The sequence below is a fragment of the Pedobacter sp. N23S346 genome (assembly GCF_048515415.1).
In the GTDB taxonomy this organism is placed as follows: Bacteria; Bacteroidota; Bacteroidia; order Sphingobacteriales; family Sphingobacteriaceae; genus Pedobacter.
The window spans coordinates 1-18,660 of record NZ_JBLYEE010000009.1 but is presented as its reverse complement, the minus strand read 5'-3'; the positions used below and the strand labels follow the sequence as shown (position 1 = coordinate 18,660).

The 18,660-nt window shown below is 39.2% G+C and carries 19 protein-coding genes and 1 tRNA gene; 12 read left to right on the top strand and 8 right to left on the bottom strand.

The features are described 5' to 3' along the window. The first annotated feature begins 18 nt into the window (after positions 1 to 18). The 4 genes from ACN1CD_RS15800 (at position 19) to ACN1CD_RS15785 (ending at position 1,098) form a co-directional block, all read left to right on the top strand. A tRNA-Cys gene (locus tag ACN1CD_RS15800) sits at positions 19 to 92 on the top strand. 34 nt (positions 93 to 126) lie between these two features. Further along, a complete protein-coding gene (locus ACN1CD_RS15795; RefSeq protein WP_154282140.1) occupies positions 127 to 297 on the top strand; it encodes a spore protein in 171 nt (56 codons plus the stop codon). 194 nt (positions 298 to 491) lie between these two features. Then, positions 492 to 746: a hypothetical protein gene (locus tag ACN1CD_RS15790; RefSeq protein ID WP_419131354.1), complete on the top strand. Its 255-nt coding sequence runs from the start codon at positions 492 to 494 to the stop codon at positions 744 to 746. 85 nt (positions 747 to 831) lie between these two features. Next, positions 832 to 1,098 (top strand): hypothetical protein, encoded by a 267-nt coding sequence (locus tag ACN1CD_RS15785; protein ID WP_419131353.1) that lies wholly within the window; start codon positions 832 to 834, stop codon positions 1,096 to 1,098. A 44-nt stretch (positions 1,099 to 1,142) separates the two neighbouring features. Here ACN1CD_RS15785 and ACN1CD_RS15780 read toward each other — a convergent pair whose 3' ends face one another. The 4 genes from ACN1CD_RS15780 to nudK all read right to left on the bottom strand — a co-directional run bounded on the left by ACN1CD_RS15780 (position 1,143) and on the right by nudK (position 4,716). Then, positions 1,143 to 2,174 carry a quinone-dependent dihydroorotate dehydrogenase gene (locus ACN1CD_RS15780; RefSeq protein WP_419131352.1) on the bottom strand — a complete coding sequence of 344 codons (1,032 nt, stop codon included), beginning with the start codon at positions 2,172 to 2,174 and terminating at the stop codon, positions 1,143 to 1,145. A gap of 706 nt (positions 2,175 to 2,880) precedes the next feature. Next, positions 2,881 to 3,576 carry an NAD(P)-dependent oxidoreductase gene (locus tag ACN1CD_RS15775; protein WP_419131351.1) on the bottom strand — a complete coding sequence of 232 codons (696 nt, stop codon included), beginning with the start codon at positions 3,574 to 3,576 and terminating at the stop codon, positions 2,881 to 2,883. 29 nt (positions 3,577 to 3,605) lie between these two features. After that, entirely contained in the window at positions 3,606 to 4,013 is a 408-nt protein-coding gene (locus ACN1CD_RS15770; protein WP_419131350.1) for an Rrf2 family transcriptional regulator, read from the bottom strand. 115 nt (positions 4,014 to 4,128) lie between these two features. Beyond that, complete coding sequence (nudK, locus tag ACN1CD_RS15765; RefSeq protein WP_419131349.1) at positions 4,129 to 4,716, bottom strand: GDP-mannose pyrophosphatase NudK; 588 nt, start codon at positions 4,714 to 4,716, stop codon at positions 4,129 to 4,131. 298 nt (positions 4,717 to 5,014) lie between these two features. Here nudK and ACN1CD_RS15760 point away from each other — a divergent pair, with 298 nt between their 5' ends. The 6 genes from ACN1CD_RS15760 to ACN1CD_RS15735 all read left to right on the top strand — a co-directional run bounded on the left by ACN1CD_RS15760 (position 5,015) and on the right by ACN1CD_RS15735 (position 13,219). Next, positions 5,015 to 6,922 carry an ABC-F family ATP-binding cassette domain-containing protein gene (locus ACN1CD_RS15760; RefSeq protein ID WP_419131550.1) on the top strand — a complete coding sequence of 636 codons (1,908 nt, stop codon included), beginning with the start codon at positions 5,015 to 5,017 and terminating at the stop codon, positions 6,920 to 6,922. 604 nt (positions 6,923 to 7,526) lie between these two features. Then, complete coding sequence (locus ACN1CD_RS15755; protein WP_419131348.1) at positions 7,527 to 8,804, top strand: DUF5103 domain-containing protein; 1,278 nt, start codon at positions 7,527 to 7,529, stop codon at positions 8,802 to 8,804. Between the two features lie 141 nt (positions 8,805 to 8,945). Continuing rightward, positions 8,946 to 9,908, top strand: coding sequence for a formylglycine-generating enzyme family protein (locus ACN1CD_RS15750; protein WP_419131347.1), 963 nt, complete (start codon positions 8,946 to 8,948; stop codon positions 9,906 to 9,908). Positions 9,909 to 9,943: 35 nt separating this feature from the next. Beyond that, positions 9,944 to 11,263 carry a Gfo/Idh/MocA family oxidoreductase gene (locus ACN1CD_RS15745; RefSeq protein WP_419131346.1) on the top strand — a complete coding sequence of 440 codons (1,320 nt, stop codon included), beginning with the start codon at positions 9,944 to 9,946 and terminating at the stop codon, positions 11,261 to 11,263. Positions 11,264 to 11,269: 6 nt separating this feature from the next. Then, positions 11,270 to 12,262 carry an FAD:protein FMN transferase gene (locus ACN1CD_RS15740; protein WP_419131345.1) on the top strand — a complete coding sequence of 331 codons (993 nt, stop codon included), beginning with the start codon at positions 11,270 to 11,272 and terminating at the stop codon, positions 12,260 to 12,262. 30 nt (positions 12,263 to 12,292) lie between these two features. Next, positions 12,293 to 13,219: a hydroxypyruvate isomerase family protein gene (locus ACN1CD_RS15735; protein ID WP_419131344.1), complete on the top strand. Its 927-nt coding sequence runs from the start codon at positions 12,293 to 12,295 to the stop codon at positions 13,217 to 13,219. A gap of 1,070 nt (positions 13,220 to 14,289) precedes the next feature. Here ACN1CD_RS15735 and ACN1CD_RS15730 read toward each other — a convergent pair. From ACN1CD_RS15730 to ACN1CD_RS15720, 3 genes are all read right to left on the bottom strand, one after another. Then, entirely contained in the window at positions 14,290 to 15,780 is a 1,491-nt protein-coding gene (locus ACN1CD_RS15730) for an alpha-amylase (RefSeq protein ID WP_419131343.1), read from the bottom strand. Between the two features lie 3 nt (positions 15,781 to 15,783). Next, the gene (locus tag ACN1CD_RS15725; protein ID WP_419131342.1) at positions 15,784 to 16,047 is read right to left on the bottom strand and encodes a hypothetical protein; all 264 of its coding nucleotides are present in this window, start codon (positions 16,045 to 16,047) and stop codon (positions 15,784 to 15,786) included. Between the two features lie 107 nt (positions 16,048 to 16,154). Then, on the bottom strand, positions 16,155 to 16,307 hold the full coding sequence (locus ACN1CD_RS15720; RefSeq protein ID WP_419131341.1) for a hypothetical protein: 153 nt from the start codon (positions 16,305 to 16,307) through the stop codon (positions 16,155 to 16,157). Positions 16,308 to 16,405: 98 nt separating this feature from the next. Here ACN1CD_RS15720 and ACN1CD_RS15715 point away from each other — a divergent pair, with 98 nt between their 5' ends. Further along, entirely contained in the window at positions 16,406 to 16,927 is a 522-nt protein-coding gene (locus ACN1CD_RS15715; protein ID WP_419131340.1) for an acyl-CoA thioesterase, read from the top strand. 69 nt (positions 16,928 to 16,996) lie between these two features. Further along, positions 16,997 to 18,187 carry a sodium:proton antiporter gene (locus ACN1CD_RS15710; protein ID WP_419131339.1) on the top strand — a complete coding sequence of 397 codons (1,191 nt, stop codon included), beginning with the start codon at positions 16,997 to 16,999 and terminating at the stop codon, positions 18,185 to 18,187. On the opposite strand, the gene ACN1CD_RS15705 is transcribed toward ACN1CD_RS15710, so the two are convergent. Next, positions 18,177 to 18,623, bottom strand: a complete 447-nt coding sequence (locus tag ACN1CD_RS15705) for a hypothetical protein (RefSeq protein ID WP_419131338.1) — start codon at positions 18,621 to 18,623, stop codon at positions 18,177 to 18,179. The two genes, ACN1CD_RS15710 and ACN1CD_RS15705, sit on opposite strands and share 11 nt — an antisense overlap. Positions 18,624 to 18,660 lie beyond the last annotated feature (37 nt).

The following is an 18,660-nucleotide window of genomic DNA, read 5'->3' as shown; positions in this document are numbered from 1 at the left end:
TGCATCCTTGAATTTCAAGGTCGAGTGGCCGAGTGGCTAGGCAGAGGTCTGCAAAACCTTCTACAGCGGTTCGAATCCGCTCTCGACCTCCATTTGTACAAATAAAATAATTAAAAGGTTATTACCATGGCAGTTACCAGATTAAAAAGAAAAGACAGAAGAAATAAAAATACAGCTCACCAAGAGGTAGCATTTTTAAAAAGAGCAACTAACATTGAGTTAGGAAGCCGTTCTGCACAACCTAAGAACGATCAATTAGCTAAAAACAATGCTGTTTTAGCTGGCTTAACAAGATAGTTTTTAGAAAGACTTTTTCTAAAAAAAATTAAAGCATCCTTCTGATCAAAGGATGCTTTTTTTATGCCTTTTTATTTTAAAAAGATTTATTCTGACCTGGTATACTCCTCTTTACAATTTCAATAAATTCCACTACAATTTGGACTTTTGAGTGAAGATTTTTATCTTGCTTAACAAATTTAAAGTACGCCTCAATGAATACAAAAGCAAACCGACTGGAAGAAGTCTCTACCGCCGAACTGTTAAACAAAAAGAAAAAAATAGCTGGTGCAGCGATAGGTTTAGGCATTGTTAGTCTTATCGCCGTAATTGTTTTGTGTTATCTGGCCATAACGAAAAAAAATTACGTGTTACTAACTCTTTTAGGAGGCATCTTTATCCCCTTTTTACCTATTTTCATTTCTTTGAAACATGTTGATCAGGAAATTAAATTGCGTAATGTAGAGTAGTTTAGAAGCAATGATCATTATTTAATGATATAAATATCAATCGCACATAAATATCGATGAGGTATTTTATTAATATAAAAATCAAATGAAAACAAAAGAAATTAGTCTGGCAGATCTTAATGTAGATGAACTCTACTTTAAAAAAAGAGAGTTTAAAAATGATGTACTTGGTCTCGGCGTTGTCATGGTTATTGTAGCAGCAATAACCATCATTCTTTCTATAAAAGCCCAAAATTACCCATTAATAGCAGTAGCGATTTGTGGATTGCAGCCGGCAGTTCACAGTTTAACCCACTTAAAAAAGGTAAATAAAGAAATCAAAAAACGTGAAGGAACGTCATCTCCTATTTAATGAAGGTCAATTGCCTATCAAAATAAGGCTTCACTGTAAATACTTTATTTAATAAGCGATTTACAAATCGACTTGATTAAGCCTGGTCCTTCATAAATAAAGCCCGTGTACAGTTGAATCAAACAAGCACCAGCATCTAACTTTTCTTTTGCATCTTTTGGAGAATGAATCCCACCTACGCCGATGATTGGAAAAGCCTTGTTTGATTTCTCTGAAAGATATTTAATCACCTCTGTCGAACGTTCTTTAACAGGTTTACCACTCAGCCCCCCCATTTCACCTGCTACATCTTTTTCGGTAGCCAGGTTTTCTCTGCTGATGGTTGTATTAGTAGCGATAATGCCAGCAATTTTTGTTTCTGCTACAATCTCAATAATATCGTCAAGTTGCGCATCAGTTAAATCAGGAGCAATTTTCAACAAAATCGGACGGGAAATATCGTTTTTGCGGTTCCGTTGCTGAAGTGTATTGAGGATTTTTTTAAGTGGCTCTTTCTCTTGTAATTCGCGAAGACCGGGCGTATTTGGAGAACTTACATTCACTACAAAATAATCAACCACATCGAAAAGTCTGTCGAAACATTTGATATAATCGCTCACCGCATCTTCATTTGGTGTCGCTTTATTTTTGCCAATGTTTCCGCCAACTACAATTTCCGGATGTCTGTCTTTTAGCAACCGCAAACGTTCTGCCATTACATCTACCCCTTTATTATTAAAGCCCATCCGGTTAATTAAAGCTTCATCATTTGGTAACCGAAACATTCTGGGCTTATCATTTCCTGGCTGTGGCATCGGTGTAACTGTACCAACTTCCACAAACCCGAAACCCAAATTACTAAGTGCTTCAACATATTCACCGTTTTTATCGAAGCCAGCGGCTAATCCAACCGGATTTCTAAATTTAACGCCAAAAACTTCTTTTTCTAACCCTTTAATGTTGATATCAAAACTGCTTCGAATAATTGTTTTACCTAATGGAAACTTATCATTAAACCATTTGAGCCGTTTAACTACAAAGTAGTGTACATTTTCAGGATCAAATTTGAAGAATATTGGTTTAATAAGGCGATACATGCAACGAAGATAAATAAAATATGGAAAAAATGTAAGATGGAGGATGGAAAATGAGCGATGGGCTTAAACAATCTAGGCTATTGCTTGTTACAATTGATCGCTGTAGGCACCTAGCAAGGTCAAACCACTGTTTCTTCGTTCTACTCTTAACCGGCATGGTCAATTTTTTGGGATGGCACTAACCTAGCCTTTGGTTGTCAAAAGAAGAGATCCTGTTTAGGCCAGAACAAGATAAGATCATTTTAAGTATAAAGCGTAAAAAAATCTGGTTGTAGCCTCTTGCTACGACTTAACGCAAATAGCGATTGCATTAAGATTGCTTCGTGCAATGATAGAGATAGCGCTAAGTCAATAAATAACAGGAATGGCAATTGCTGTAGCCACCCAACAAGGCCAAACCACTGTTTCTTCGTTCTGCGCTTAGACCGGCATGGTCAATTTTTCGGGATGGCACTGACTAAGCCCACCCACTGACTTGAATAGAAAAATGGCGCAAGCCTTCATGAATACAATTAAAAATATAAAGACTATATGAATAATTGCGAGCCGGCAACTTTGCTTCTTTGGTTGTCTAAAGAAGAGAGCCCGTCTGGCAAGGACAAGAATAACATCAAATATAATTGTAATGTCCCATCACGATTTAAAATGGAGGATATTAATCAGGTTGAATCAACAACCACATCTCACATCCTCCCTTTCCCATTACCTAATATGCTGCTGTAAACTGTTCCTGGTGGTGTGTATTATTCTCTAATTCATCAGCAATAACAATAGATAAATCTTCAACAGATAAAATTGAGCGACCTTCTTCATTAAAAACCGGAGATGTTTTACCTAAACGATATTTACCTGTGCGACCAATGGTAATACCTGGATGCATTTCAATTGCTGGACTAAAAAACAACCAATCTAAATCAGTTTCTTGTTTCAGAGTATTGAAGTAATCTCTTACTGCGGTTGCTCCTGGTTTAATATCAGCCGGAAAATCTGGTCCGTCTACCAATTGATTACTATCGATTTGCAAGGTACCGGCACCACCAATAAAAATGTAACGTTTCACACCCGACGCTTTAACGCCTGCCTGAATGGCTTCTGCACCTGCAACCGTATCATTATAAAGATTTGGGTTAGTCCAGCCAGCATTGAATGCACTCACTACCGCGTCTGCTCCTTTTAAAACCGCAGCCAATTCTTCAGTATTTAATACATCAACCGCAACTTTCGTTACTTTTTCATCTGTACTTTCAATTTTATCCGTATCACGGGCAATTGCAATTACTTCATTTCCACGACTTACCAATTCGTTCAAAAGGGCTTTACCTACAAATCCTGAGGCGCCTATTAATGCTACTTTCATAATGTTTAAATTAAAATTAAGTTTATGTTTATAATATTGTAACAATTTTTATTACAGTTTAGTTTAAAAAAAATCTATTTAAATTTTAAGGCAAAATCTGCCAATGTTTGTTTTGATAAATTTTCAATTAAGGCCTTTTCAGCATCATTATACAGGCCGAGTAAATGTTCATTAATTTGCCGTCCAATCGGGCATTTCGGATTAGGTTCATTTTTATTTTTCCCCAAAATATGATCTGATTTCACAGCTTTATAAACTTCCCCCAGGTTAATCTCCCTTGCATTCTTCGCTAAGAAAGATCCACCGCCCTTTCCTTCCTTACTCTCTACGAAACCATACTTGCGTAAGTTTACAATTTCTTTCCTTACCAAAACCGGGTTAATATTGATGCTGCCAGCCAAGTAATCAGAACTCACCAACGTTCCTCTCGCATCATCAAGCAAAATAAGAATATGAAGGGAAACCGGAAATCTGTTATTCATTCTGTAATTATTTTTATTACAGTACAAAGGTAAACACTTTTTCGACTATTTAAAATTTATTTTGAATCTATGAGTGAATTTAAAACCAGTCGAAACCGACGGTCAAATAAAACTACTACTGTTCAAATAAATGATTAAGCTGGGCATATTGAAGCAGCATAATTGTTTTGCCATCCTTAATCTCGCCAGTTGAAATCATTTTAACGGCATCAGCAAAAGGCATTTCCAACACTTCTATATTCTCTTGCTCTTCATGATGACCTCCACCTTCACTCACTTTCATATCTTTTGAATATTCTGCAATGAAGAAATATAAAATTTCGGTCACTGAGCCTGGCGACATGTAAGCTTCAAAAACCTTTTTTACGTCTGTAATTTTATAACCTGTTTCCTCCTCTGTTTCACGCTTAATAGCCGTTTCAGGATTATCCTGATCTAAAAGTCCGGCGCAGGTTTCGATCAGCATTCCCGATTCATTTCCGTTCAAATAGGTTGGAAGTCGAAACTGTCTCGTTAAAATAACCGTTTGCGAAACTTTATTATAAAGCAAAATAGTGGCACCATTCCCTCTATCGTAAGTCTCACGACTCTGGGTTTCTACCGTACCATCTTTTTTGCTGTATTGGAAGGTGATCTTGCTTAAGGTATACCAGTTATCTGAAAGAATTTCTTTACTGATTATTTTAATATTTTCGTTATTCATGTCTTTATAATTTTGGGCAAAAATATATTTTTCATCCGAATGTTGTAATTGTGCAACTGTAAAAAATAGCCATGTCTCATCGTTCAGCTAGAGATTTATCGTTCCATTATTCTTCATCTCAATACTTAAAATAGCTCAATCCTTTACTTAATCGAACATAGACAGGCTTCTCAAATGCGGGATAAGTTAGCTGATATAGTATCTTTAATCATCAATAAAACGTAAAGAAATTTGAGTTCGGTCCTATTTCATTTTGAAACTAAAAAAAGCCTTTAAAATTCGTACTTTTGCAGCCGAAATGATTTCAATAAATAATTTAACATTCCTGATTGGCTCAAGAGCCTTATACGACGAAGCAAACTGGCATATTAAACCGGGCGACAGGGCCGGATTAATTGGGGCAAACGGAACGGGAAAATCGACACTTTTAAAAATAATTGTAGGTGAGTACGCTCCAACTTCAGGAACGGTTTCGATGTCTAAAGACTTAAAAATCGGTTACCTCAACCAGGATTTACTTTCGTATGAATCTCATCATAGCATTTTGCATGTGGCCATGGAAGCTTTCGAGCGCCAAAACCAGCTTCATGATGAAATTGAAGAATTGCTTAAAAAGATTGAAACTGATTACAGCGAAGAGGTTTTATATAAACTGAGTGATAAACAACAGGAGTTTGAAGCTTTGGATGGTTATAACATCGAATACAGAGCGAACGAAATTCTGGCTGGTTTGGGTTTTAGCACATCTGATCAGTTACGCCCATTAAATACCTTTTCTGGAGGTTGGAGAATGCGCGTAATGCTGGCTAAAATTCTGTTGCAAACACCAGATATCTTATTACTGGATGAGCCGACCAACCACATGGATTTACCTTCCATTAAATGGTTAGAAACTTATTTAATGGGCTTTGAAGGTGCGATTGTAATTGTATCTCACGATAGGTATTTCTTAGATAAAATTGTGAACCGTACGGTAGAATCACGCAAAGGAAAGTTAAATGTCTATGCTGGAAACTATAGTTTCTACGTAGAAGAAAAAGCTTTACGCGGTGAAATTCAGAAAGGTGAATTTAAGAATCAGCAGGCTAAAATTAAACAGGAAGAGCGTTTAATTGAACGTTTTAAAGCCAAAGCATCAAAAGCTAAAATGGCGCAGTCGCGCATGAAAGCCCTCGATAAAATGGAGCGTGTGGATGATGTTGATGATGATAACCCAACGGTAAACTTCAGTTTCAAATTTACTAAACCTTCCGGCCGCCACGTGGTGCGGATTGAACATGCTACGAAACATTACCCGAATGTTCATATCCTGGAAGATGCCGAAGCAGTTATTGAAAAAGGTGATAAAATTGCCTTGATTGGTGCAAACGGAAAGGGTAAATCTACCCTGTTAAGAATGATTGCCGGTGCAGAAAAATTTGATGGCTTCTGTGAAACGGGTCATAATGTAACCACTACTTTCTTTGCACAGCACCAGTTGGAATCACTTCACCTGGACAATGCCATTTTAGAAGAACTACAGGCCTTTGCGCCAAAACATACCGATACAGAATTAAGGGGTATTTTAGGTTGTTTCCTATTTACCGGTGATGATGTGTTTAAGAAAATTAAAGTATTATCCGGAGGAGAAAAATCGCGTGTGGCTTTAGCAAAATCGTTAACCACAGATTCGAACTTCCTGATTCTGGATGAGCCAACCAATCACCTGGATATTCAGTCGGTTAATATTCTGATTCAAGCTTTACAGCAATTTGAAGGTACTTTCATTGCGGTATCTCACGATAGGTATTTCTTAGATAATGTGGCTAACAAAATCTGGTTCATCGAAGGCGAAAAGATCAAACAATACCCTGGAACTTATGCTGAATATGAAGAATGGAATAGCAAACGCGAAATTCCTATTTCAAAACCGATTCCGGTGAAGATGCCTGAAAAACCGAAAGAAGAGCCAAAACCAGTTACGCCAAATACAGCCAATCAGTTGAAAAAGCTGAATGATGAATTGAAGAAAATTGAAACTTCAATTTCTGAATTAGAAGCAGCTGTTAAACAAATTGAGGCAGAACTGGCAGACGAGAATGTTTATGGCAAAGCTGATAAATTGGCCGAAGCAAATAAACGTTACTTAGCCGCTAAAAAAGATCTGGATCAGCACCAGGCTAGATGGGAAACGCTAGCCGCCGAAATTATGGAACTGGAAGGATAACGAATTCAAGATATTTGCAGAAGCCACGGAATTATTTCTGTGGCTTTTTGTTTTTGGGGATGGGGTAAATTTAACCACAGACCGGCACAGATAAACACGGATTTGGGTTTGATAATAGGGATGTCTAAACTCTTCAACAAAGATCCTGAATCAAGTTCACTGTTGTCCGGTAAAACTTTTTGAACAAATTTTTACCGGACAGCCTAATCACAAATGGCTGCAATATTCCTTAACCAAAAGAATATTTTGCAGGATATGGAAGCTATGAGCGGTTTAAAATATTAAAACCTCTGAAAATGATAGTTTTTTACCGGACAGCCGAATTAGTGCAAGATTTTTAGGAAACCTATAAAACAATGGGCTTACCTTTTAAAAATGAGATAAAAACAGCTTTTTTAGCTTGATTTAAAGGATTTAATGGATCGTTTAAACTTTAACCGGACAACAGTGAATCAAGTTCAGGAAGACAATCTGCAAGAATTTTTCCCGGAGGCATCTAACCCCTAACCTCCTAAACCTCTAACCCATTTAACCCAACCTCTTCTTCCAAAAAATATCTCCCCCAATCCTCTTTATCTATGCTGAATACTCTTTACATTTATCCATGCAAAAACTAATCATTATCATTTTACTTTTTATTTCTTCCCTAGCCTTTGCCCAAACCAACCAAACATTCACCAACGAGAATAAAATCTATCTGCCCAATATCAAAACCGTTCTTTGTTATAACAGCACGAAAGAGCAAAGTATACCATTGATCACGCTCAACTCGCAAGAAAAAATTGTATTATCCTTTGATGACTTATTAGGTGGAACTAAAAATTACTGGTACACTATTGAACATTGCACCTCAGATTGGCAACCCTCCAGAATTTCGACCACAGACTATCTGGATGGCTTCAACGACGACCGGATTATCGATTACCGCTACTCCTCTAATACCACCAGAAAATATACCCATTATGAAGTAAGCTTACCCAATACGCAGATTCAACCAAAAATTAGTGGCAATTACGTATTAAAAGTCTACCTCGATAGCGACAAAAATAAACCTGTCATTTCTCAGCGTTTTTATATTCTGGATAGTCAGGTGGCGGTAGCTGCAGAAATTACCAACCCCTTGCAGGTTACAGACAGAAACGCCAAACAGAAGATCAACTTCAGCATTAACCATAGCATGTCTATTGCGAATCCTTACCAGGATATCAAAGCAGTGGTGATGCAAAATTTCAACCCGAATACAGCAACGCTAAACACCCGCCCCGCATTTGTACGCCCAAATCAACTGGTTTATAATGATATCAATACCAATGACTTTCCAGGGAATAATGAGTTCAGGAAGTTTGATACCCGAAGCCTGCGTTACAAAGCAGAGAACGTAAAAGATATTTACAGAGATAACCAAACCGTTAATGTGATGCTCTTCCACGATGCACCCAGAAGCACTGGCGCTTTCGGAAATCAGTTTGATGAAAATGGAAATTTCTTTATCCGGAATACTGAAGGCAGAGATGATAAAACAGAAGCCGAATACACAGATATTCTTTTTACACTTAACACTGCCGCACCCAGTGCAAATGGAGAAGCCTATGTAGTTGGCCGTTTTAATAATTATGTATTAAATAAAGATAGCAAGTTACTTTATGATGCCAGCAGAAAACAGTTTTATGCCACTATTTTGCTAAAACAAGGCTTATATGATTATGAATATGCCTGGCTAAACAACGACACTAAAACCGTAGAAACTCAACCCTTTGAAGGTTCATTTTTCCAGACTGAAAACAGTTATCAAATTTTTGTTTATTACAGAAGACCTGGAGCCCGTTGGGATACACTTGTTGGTTATAATAATTTGAGTAACAATCCAACCGATCGCAAATAAAACTTTTCAAATCAAATAACAATTGTCATTAATACCTTTATTGTTACATAAATTTTCTTCATTTTAAGATCGGATAATTACCTTAGTCATCAGATTACTAAGTAACCAAACACCTGCCTGCAGGTAAATCTAACCAATTTTATGTTGAAGAGAATTTTTGCATTTGCATTAATCATCACCGCGCCGGGGCAAAACTTTGCTCAAGATTCAAAAGCTTATACCCAATCCATTAACGGTACCAAACTGAGTTTCGAGATGCAGGCAATTCCCGCTGGCACTTTCAAAATGGGAAACAAAAACGGAAAGCCGGATGAACAACCTGTTCATGAGGTGAAACTAGATGCCTTCTGGATGGGAAAAAATGAGGTTACCTGGGATATTTTTGAACCTTTCCTTTACCGGGATTATGAAAAACAAGCCAGCACTACCCCAATTCCTGCTGAGGTAGATGCGGTAACCAGACCTACAAAACCCTACCTGGACATGACTTTTGGCATGGGTAAGGAACACCAGCCCGCGGTAGCCATGACACAATATAATGCTATCCAGTTCTGCAAATGGCTGTACGTTCGCACTGGAGTTTTCTACCGTTTACCTACAGAAGCTGAGTGGGAATATGCCTGCAAAGCCGGAACAACAACCAATTATTCTTTCGGAAATGATGCCGCCAGTTTGAAAGAGTACGCCTGGTACAAAGATAACAGCGGAAATAAAACACATCCGGTAGGCGAAAAGAAACCCAACGCCTGGGGATTATTTGATATGCATGGAAACGTAAGCGAATGGACTTACGATCAGTATTTTGCAGATTTTTATGCTAAAGATCAATCGAAAGTTGCTGTAAATCCCGTGGCCATTCCTGATAAACTATATCCCAATGCCGTCCGTGGTGGCTCTTTTGATGAAACACCAGAAAATCTCACTTCAACTGTAAGGCTGGCTTCCGACCCATCATGGAAACAGCTCGATCCACAAATCCCCAAAAGTAACTGGTGGTTCCCAGAAGCACCGTTTGTGGGCATGAGATTAGTACGTCCGGCAAAAGCGCCATCAAAGGCAGAAATTGATGCTTACTACAATAAGCAACCGATTAAAGATTTTTAAATCACCTTAGCTATCGAACCAAATATAAATCAAAAATGAAAAAAGAACCAAACCCAAACGAAAGACGAGATTTCCTGAAGGCCTCTGCCTTATTGGCTGGTGGCGCAATTTTAAGTAGCATTCCGCTTGCCGGTGCTTATGCATCTGACACCGATACGATCAAGATTGCACTGATTGGCTGTGGCGACAGGGGAACGGGCGCAGCTTTTCAGGCATTAAGCACTAAATTTAATTTAAAATTAGTGGCCATGGCCGATGCTTTTCAGGATCGTTTAGATAGCAGTTACCAATCGTTAAGCACCAAGTTTGCCGCAAAAATGGATGTCCCGAAAGAACGGCAGTTTGTGGGTTTCGATGCTTACTTAAAAGCAATTCCACTGGCAGATGTGGTGTTACTGGTTACACCTCCAGGCTTCAGGCCCATTCACTTTGAAGAAGCGGTGAAACAAGGCAAACATGTGTTTATGGAAAAACCAGTGGCCGTAGATGCGCCAGGAATCAGAAAGGTATTGTCCGCAGCAGAAGAAGCCAAAAAGAAAAAGCTTAACGTGGTGGTGGGTTTACAAAGAAGATACCAGAGCAATTACCGTGAAGCCATGAAACGGATTCAGGATGGAGCCATTGGCGATATTGTTTCTGGTCAGGTGTATTGGAACAGCGGTGGCGTTTGGGTTCGTCCACGAACAGCGAATCAAACCGAAATGGAATATCAAATGCGTAACTGGTATTATTTCAACTGGTTATGTGGTGATCATATTGTGGAGCAACACGTTCACAATATCGATATTGCCAATTGGATCACTGGTGCAAATCCGGTTTCGGTACAAGGCACAGGTAGCCGGGCCTGGCGCACCGGAAAAGATTATGGCGAAATTTACGATAACCATGCCAATGAATTTACTTATCCCAATGGCGTAGTGGTTTATAGCCAATGCAGGCATTTTGAAGGTACCTCTAACCGGGTTGATGAAACTTTCCAGGGCACGAAAGGCAAAGTTTACTTATCAGGAGGAAACCAAGCCATTATTTATGATGCGAAAGGAAAAGAGATTTATAGCCACAATACTAAGGGAAATGCAAATCCCTATCAAACCGAGCATGATGAACTTTTTGATGCCATATCAAAAGGCGAATATAAATTCACCAATGCAGATTACGGTGCAACCACTACATTCTCGGGCATTATGGGCCGCTATGCTACCTATTCCGGGCAAACCATTAAATGGGATGAAGCCCTGGCTGCGAACAATAGCCTCATGCCGGAACGTTTCGCCTGGGATGCCAATCCGAAGTTAATGCCAGATGGAAACGGACTTTATCCCATCCCTATGCCGGGCAAAACCAAAGTTTTATAATCGATCATGTACAAGATTCTGTTCCTTTGCCTGCCTTTGATTTTTGCTTTCTTCCGGCAGGAGGAAATAAAACAATTTAAGGTTAAAGGTTTTGCACAAGGAACAGATTATACAATTATGTATTATGCAAAGGATAGCTTAGCAACGAAAAGTGGCATTGATAGCTTGTTAGATGCGATTGATCAGTCGATGTCTTTATATCGAAAAGGTTCAGTCATCAACCAATTTAATGCAGCAGAAAAGCAAATTAAAACAGATCGTTTTTTAAACGATGTGCTGAAAAGAAGTTTCGAGATTAATACTGATACGAAAGGGATCTTTGATATTACTGTAGCGCCGCTGGTTCAGGCCTGGGGTTTCGGCCCCAAGGCAACCACAATTGAACCAAGCGAAAAGGAAATAAAATCTATCTTAAATTGTGTTGGCATGCAACATCTAAAATTGGAAAAGGGTTTACTCATCAAAACAAAACCTTGTATTCAGATTGATTTAAATGGGATTGCGCAAGGCTATAGTGTGGATTTGATTGCAGCATATCTTAACCGAAAAGGCATTAAAAGTTATGTTGCAGAACTGGGCGGAGAAATCAGAATTGCAGGTCCGAAGCCCGATGGAACACCTATGAAAATCGGTATAGAAGGACCTGATGAAAATGACGAACCTATCATCAGGCATATTGCTGTTTTGAATAAAGGAGCCATCACTACTTCAGGTAATTACAGAAAGTTTCATCAGAGCGGGAAGAAAAAAATCTCACACCTGATTAATGCACAAACCGGCTATCCCTTAGAAAATGAAATGATCAGTGTAACGGTTTATGCGGCAGATGCCATTACGGCTGATGGTTACGACAATGCCTTAATGGGGATGCACCTCCCCGATGCTTTAAAATTTGTAGAAGAACACAAAAATCTGGAAGCTTATTTTGTGTATCATAAGCCAGATGGTTCCATTGCCGATACCTTAAGTATAGGATTTAGAAAAATATTAAAGAATTAAAACTGGCTTTTACATTTTAAAAACTGATCAATGAAGAGAAGTGAATTTATAAAAAACAGCCTGCTTACAGCTGGTGCGATTACTACAGGCGCAGGCATTACGAGTGCTTTTGCTGCTGATAAACCTTATCAGGCAGTGGCAGATCAAGTTTTCAATATGGACTACGCTCCTCATCAGGGCATGTTTGAAAACCATGCAGGAAAAAACTTTCTTGATCAGATTCAGTTTATGCACGATAAAGGCTTCCGCTCTATTGAAGATAATGGTTATCTAAACCGATCAGTGGAAGAACAGGAGAAAATCGGAAAACTGCTGGCAAAACTTGACATGAGGATGGGCGTTTTTGTGGTAGATGGTGGCGATAACTGGAAAACTTCCCTTGCCACTGGAAAAAAAGAATTTAAAGACAAATTCATCGCCACCTGCAAAAAATCTGTTGAGGCCGCCAAACGTTGCAATGCGAAATGGCTCACTGTGGTTCCGGGGTTTTATGAACGCAATTTACCTTATGGCAATCAGTTCGCCAACATTATAGATGCCATGCGGGCAGGTGCGGAGATTTTTGAACCTCACAGCTTGATTATGGTACTGGAAACTTTGAGCGACACTCCGGAATTGTTTTTACAGAAAACCAATGAAACCTATGCGGTTTGCAAGGCCGTGCAAAGTCCATCCTGCAAAATTTTATATGATATTTACCACATGCAGCGCACCGAAGGCGATTTAATTAAGACTATCGATCGTTGCTGGGATGAAATTGCATATATCCAGATTGGCGATAATCCCGGCAGGAAAGAACCGACCACGGGAGAAATTAATTACAAAAACCTGTTTAAACACCTGCATGCCAAAGGCTATAAAGGTGTGATGGGCATGGAACATGGGAATTCAAAAAGCGGAAAGGAAGGAGAATTGGCGGTTATTGCAGCTTATCGAAAAGAAGATGATTTTTTGTAGGGTTTGTTAAAAATTCGTCCTCATGAACCCACGAAGTGTCGTCCTCCTGAACTTGATTCAGGATCTTTGTTGAAGAAGTTTAGAGGGTTATAGGTTTAGGAGGTTAGATGCCTCTGCGAGAAATTCTTGCAACTCGTTCTCCTGAACTTGTTTCAGGATCTTTGTTGAAGAAGTTTAGAGGGTTATAGGTTTAGGAGGTTAGATGCCTCTGCGAGAAATTCTTGCAACTCGTCCTCCTGAACTTGAGTCAGGATCTTTGTTGAAGAAGTTTAGAGGGTTATAGGTTTAGGAGGTTAGATGCCTCTGCGAGAAATTCTTGCAACTCGTCCGCCTGAACTTGTTTCAGGATCTTACCAAAATAAGGTGCTGAACTAAATCCGATAGCTATCGGATCAGCATGACGATTCGGTGAATGAATCCCCTCAAAAGCCCGTCTTTGCGAAGCAGATTCTTCATCTGCTGAAGCAATCTCTATCGAAGAATCGCAAAGGAGATTGCTTCATCGTGCCTCATCAATAACGATTCGGTTAAAGAATACTCTCACAGAATCGTCTTTACGAAGAATCGTCCTCCTGAACTTGATTCACTGTTGTCCGGTTAAAGTTTAAACGATCCATTAAATCCTTTAAATCAAGCTAAAAAAGCTGTTTTTATCTCATTTTTAAAAGGTAAGCCCATTGTTTTATAGGTTTCCTAAAAATCTTGCACTAATTCGGCTGTCCGGTAAAAAACTATCATTTTCAGAGGTTTTAATATTTTAAACCGCTCATAGCTTCCATATCCTGCAAAATATTCTTTTGGTTAAGGAATATTGCAGCCATTTGTGATTAGGCTGTCCGGTAAAAATTTGTTCAAAAAGTTTTACCGGACAACAGTGAACTTGATTCAGGATCTACCAAAAAAAGCTGCTGAACTAAATCCGATAGCTATCGGATCAGCATGACGATCCGGTTGGCGCATCCCCTCAAAAAAACCGTCTTTGCGAAGCAGATCTTTTATCTGCTGAAGCAATCTCAATCGAAGAATCGCAAAGAGATTGCTTCGTGCCTCAATGACGATTTTTGGGAAACTCAACGCACTTTTAAAACCCAAACCGACACACTACCAGCATTGCAATGAAATTCTGCCCAGCCCTTTTCATCTATAATAACTTCCTGCGGCCTATGAGCTAAAGCATCGATAAATGTTTTGCCAGCGAAACGCGTCCCTATTTCCATGGTTTTGTATCCTTCCGCACTATTACTCAGCACCACCGCCAGGCCACTATTTTGGTGATCATCATCTCCGGCTCTTGTCCAGCCGATGCAGTTTGGGTGGTCGAAGTAATCATGCTGTTCACCATATGCAAACGCAGCCCTGATTTTACTCATCATTTCCACCTCTGGTAAAATGGCGAGCTCAATGTGAACTTCATCCCCTTCTTTATCTTTATCATCGTAAATGCCACCGTATAAATCAGGAAAAAACAGACAAGGAATGCCTTGTGTACGTAGCAGAATAATGGCATAAGCGATTGGCCTGAACCAAAAATCAACATAACTTTCCAATGCCTGAAGCGGTTGCGAATCATGATTATCTACAAAAGTAACAGCCGATTTCGGCGCCATTTCAACCAATGTATTATTGAGAATGGTGCGCATATCATAAGTATTTCCTTCCTGGCCGGCAATGAAAAAATTATGATGCAGCAAAGAATCAAAAATTTGTGTCCGCCCCTCCATTAGTTTAATATACTCCAGTTGTGATTCGTAATTATCTACATTCCAGTCTTCTGCCACAATAAAAAATTGCTTATTGTATTTAGCATCCAGGTGTTCAATCCATTCCTTTATAAAATCAGGGTTAATGTGTTTAACGGCATCCAATCTGAAACCATCGATATGGGTATTATCTACCACCCACTCGCCCCAATACTTCAATTCATCCACTACTGCACGGTTGCGAAAATCGATATCGCTAAACATCAGGTAATCATAATTGCCAAGTTCGGTGGAAGGAACTTCCTCAAAGCCTTCGCCAACAAAATTCTGAATGGAGTAAATAGCGGTTTCTTTACGATCTTCTGCCCAATCTACGCCGCTAAAACACTGATGATCCCAGATAAATGTAGAGTACTTGCCCTTTCGGTTCGGAAAAGTAAATTTAGTCCAGGCTTCGATTTCAAAAACATCGCTTGTAAATTCGTTTCTGTTTTCGGGGTTTACTGTTCTTACTTTCACTTTTTCAACCTCATCAGCTCCTGCTTTATGGTTAAAAACAATATCAGCAAGCGTGATAATGCCCTGTTGCTGCAAGGCTTTTATAGCATCGAGATATTCCTGCTTCGATCCATACTTGGTGTTGATACTCCCTTTTTGGTCAAATTCACCTAAATCAAACAGGTCGTAAATATCGTAACCAACAGATGCCGCACCTGTACTGGCCTTATATGCCGGAGGCAACCAAACACCTGTTATCCCAATTTCTTTCAGGTAAGCAGCTTCCTTTACAACCTTAACCCAGAGATTTTGATCTTCGTTATAATACCAATGGAAATATTGAATAAGCGTTTGATTTTGCATGTATTAGTGTAATTTTCGGAGTAAATATACGATAAAGGGGGTAGAGAGGTTAGTGTGGGTTAGAAGGGTTAGTGTTGGGTATTGTGGATTAGATAGTTTAGATGGTAAGTTGGGTAGCTTTGAAGAGAATGTTCCTATTCGTTTATCGTTTTTTCCTGATCCATTTCCCAGTTCCAGTTCCATTCCCCATTTCCCGTTTGTCGTTTTCCTATCCATTCTCCATTTTCCATTACTTTTCCCTAACCCTATAACCAACGCTAAACCCATAACCTATCTGATAAATAATTAATTTAGATGGTTATGATGGGGTATTGTGGGTTAGATAGTTTAGATGGTAAGGTGGGTAGCTTTGAAGAGAATATTAGTATTTTTCGTCATTCGTTTTTCATTTTTTCCTGATCCATTTCCCAGTTCCATTTTCCATCTTCCAATTCCCGTTTTCCATTCCCAGTTCCCGTTTTTTGTCTTTCGTTTTTCGCTATCCTGATCCATTTCCCATTATCCATCTTCCATTTCCCGTCTTCCATCTTCCATTTCCCTAACCCTATAACCTATTCTAAACCCCTAACCTTTCTAAACCCCTAACCCTTCTTCTATCAAGCTTTTTAATTACTTTTGCTGGATTATGAGTCTGAAAAATAAATTTGCCAAAGAAAGTTTTACGATAATGAATGAGTTGGTTTTACCCAACGATACCAACACGCTTAACAACCTGATGGGTGGCCGCCTCTTGCATTGGATGGATATCGCAGCAGCAATTTCAGCTCAGAAACATTGCAACCGGATTGTGGTTACCGCTTCTGTGGATAACGTATCTTTCAAGCATCCGATTAAACTGGGCGATGTTATTACCATCGAAGCCAAGGTAACCCGGGCTTTTAATACCTCTTTAGAAGTACGTTTAGATGTTTGGGCGGAGAATATTCCGAGTGGCGCCCGCCAAAAAAGCAATGAAGCCTATTATACCTTTGTGGCGCTAGATCAAAGTGCCAGAACCATCCCTGTACCCGAACTCATTCCGGAAACGCCAGAAGAACTGGAACTTTATAATGGTGCCTTACGCCGCAGACAATTGCGCTTAGTTTTGGGTGGAAAAATGAATCCCGATGATGCCAGCGAACTCAAAGCCCTCTTCTTTAAAGCCTAAATTTTACATAAAACTTCTTCCTGGTTAATCTGTTTGTTTTATTTTAGCAGCTTATCATTCGCTCAAAATATGACTACATATACCATACTTATTATTTTAAGCGGATTAGTAATCTTTTCCTATCTGTTTGATCTGGTGGCCAGTAAAACCAAAGTACCCTCAGTTTTATTACTGCTGCTACTTGGCATTGGCCTGCGATTTCTGGTCGATAACCTTAAAATTCAGACGTTTAATTTTCTCTCTATTTTACCCACGCTGGGAACAGTGGGTTTAATCCTGATTGTTTTTGAGGGTTCACTGGAATTGAAGTACGATCGCGAAAAAAATAAAATTATCAAAAGTGCTTTTTTCTCTGCATTAACCATTCTGCTTGCTTCGGTCACCGTTATTACACTGATTATTTATCAGATTACTCATAAAGATCTTTACACCTGCATTGCGAATGCAATTCCATTTAGTGTAATCAGCTCGGCTATTGCCATTCCATCGGCAGCGGCGTTGGGTAAACAAGACCGGGAGTTTGTAATCTATGAATCTTCATTCTCCGATATCCTCGGTATTATCATTTTCAACTTCGCCATCACTAACCACTCCATCACTACTTCCGCTTTTATTGGTTTAGGCCTGAGCACATTTTTGATTATCTTTTTATCGGCGATTGCCTGCGTGGTGCTGCTTTATGTAATGGGCAAACTGGTACACCATATTAAATTCTTCCTGATCATTTCCATCCTGATTCTGGTTTATGCCATTGGGCAATCGTACCATTTATCTTCGCTGGTGCTGATTCTGAGCACCGGGTTATTTCTGAACAATGCAGATACCATCCAGAATGCCTGGTTCAGGGGAGTATTTCTTTATAAAAACCTCTCTGCAGATTTATCCCAACTTTATCAGCTCTCTGCCGAAAGTGCTTTTATTTTAAGAACCTTTTTCTTCGTGATCTTTGGCTTCACCATGAATATTAGTGAACTAAACGACAAGCCTGTACTGGCCAACGGTTTTTTCATCCTGGTAACGATCTTTGTGATCCGCTTTTTCTTCCTTAAAGTGTTTAAAAAAGGTGCACTTACGCCAATCGGATACATCGCGCCACGTGGCTTAATTAGTATTTTGCTTTATTTTAATCTGCCTGCTTCGCTGAAAATTCCAGAGGTGGGAACATCTTTCTTATTCCTGGTGGTATTGGGTACCAGCATTGTGATGACTTTAGGCATTACGCTGAGCAAAACCAGATCGGAAGAAATTCCTATGGCTTAAAACCTGCAGCGTGCTGTTTTGCTTTTAATAATAATGCAGCAGCCAGGTCTGGATTTTTTTGATAATCTATAGAAAAGTAACTTAGTTCTGTTTGGCAAGCAGCATACCTGGCAGCATCACCTTTAATTTTGTAATTGGCAATACTTGGATTGATAGATTGAATCGGTGCTGCGAGGATATTCCCAGTTACATTGAGTAAGGTAGCAGCTACATGCCCGGTAATTTCTTCTCCTAAAGTTGGGTCTTTTTCGCCCCACTTGCGTACCACTGCTCCATTTGGCTGCTTTTCGTAATTGTCTTTACTCCAGGGATCGTATTTCAGAAACTGAATAATTCCCGTAGTTTTTTCACTATTGTCCGGTAAAAAAAAAATTGTTGGAAAAAAGGTTTGATTTCGGTCAAAATAAGTGGGTTTATGTTTTGAAACTGATATCAAAGCCCCCCAATTTCAGCTGTTGGCTCTGAGGTGGGGT